1 pseudogene is annotated in these 1,341 nt (G+C 43.7%); it reads right to left on the reverse strand.

Features of this window, described 5'->3' with window-relative positions:
* A pseudogene (locus O9332_RS15875) lies at nucleotides 1-1,338 on the reverse strand (IS701 family transposase); the annotation flags it as partial.
* Nucleotides 1,339-1,341 lie beyond the last annotated feature (3 nt).

Here is a 1,341-nt window from a genome sequence, read left to right on the forward strand (position 1 = left end):
CTTTGTAAGCGGCAAACACATCCCGATTCTCGGTCAGCCACTCAAAGAAACGGAAAGACATCGCTGTCCGAAAAGCTGCCAAGGCTTCCACAAAAGTGTTTAAAGGTCGATTCGCCCACTGCCTTTGCAATCCCCCAGTTAACTTATGCCACAGGATAAATGTATAGGCACAAAACACCAGGATAAAATGACGAAGTAAGCTTCGTTTATCCCTGACTTGATATTCCCTTAACCCTAACCATCCTTTGGCTTCTCGGTAGAATACTTCCACCCAATTTCTTTCGGTGTAAGTCTTGACTATCCACGACGCTGTTACTGTATCTGCCTCAACTACATTGGTGATGAAATAGTCAACCTCTGTTGCTTTTTCCATTGAACTTGCATTCATGACGATAGCCAAGTTCCTTTCTCCTTCTAGTTGAGATATTTTCGCTCTGAATACCGCTACCCAAACCGTTTTTTCTTTATCTAGATTTAGGGTGATTTTCTCCCAATCCTTTTCTGATAGGCTTTTTGCTAGTTGCTCAAGCTGGATTGTTTCTTCCACACCCCCTTCTTTTTCAATAATTACTTTTCGATTTTTTGCCAATCCTCCTAAGTATTTTAGCTTTCTTTCTTCCAGGGCTTTAAGAAAATTTGTGTTGTTGCCATAACCGGCATCTATTAACACGATTTTCGGTCGATAGCCTCTGGTTAAGCTCCGGTCAATTAAATCTATCGCTATCTCCGGTTTCTTCTTAAATTCTTTGTCTTCTTTCCCCTCGGCTAAGGAACTAGCTGGTTGATAAATTTCAATGTCTAGGGGGACACTTTTTTTGCCGTCGTAGAGATGGGTAGTGACGGCGACTATAGCAATTCCCATAGTTGTGAGGTACAGAGTCTTAGGTTTTGAGGAGTCAGGAGTTAAGATTTTGGTGTACCTCATGAGATTGGGAAACGCTATATTCCGTTGTCTGTCTTGCCAATTTCTCCCAGGTACTGCCTGCCAACTCCGGCGGTCAGATTGCCACTTTTTCGATGTCCTGAGTCATCGACAATCAGGGAAAATCCTCGGGGGATTTGCGTCTGGCGGCATTGGTTCATCACTTGCAACCGACATTCATTCACCTGACGGTCTAACCAAGGAGATTCGGTCAAAAAGTGATGTAATCGGTTATAAACTACTCCGACGGCATTATTGGCCATTTGAGTCAGGTTTTTCCTCTCACTTTCCCCTAATAATCCTCCTAAATATTGTCTGAAGCCGTTTTTTTGCGCTTCGTTTTTGAAGCAATTGTCAAACCGCCGACACCATCGGTCAAAGCATGGGGGCATTGCGGCTGGGGTTGTCTCTTTCATCGC

Origin of the sequence: Microcystis sp. LE19-10.1B, assembly GCF_027530565.1 — a bacterium.
Taxonomy (GTDB): Bacteria; Cyanobacteriota; Cyanobacteriia; order Cyanobacteriales; family Microcystaceae; genus Microcystis; species Microcystis aeruginosa.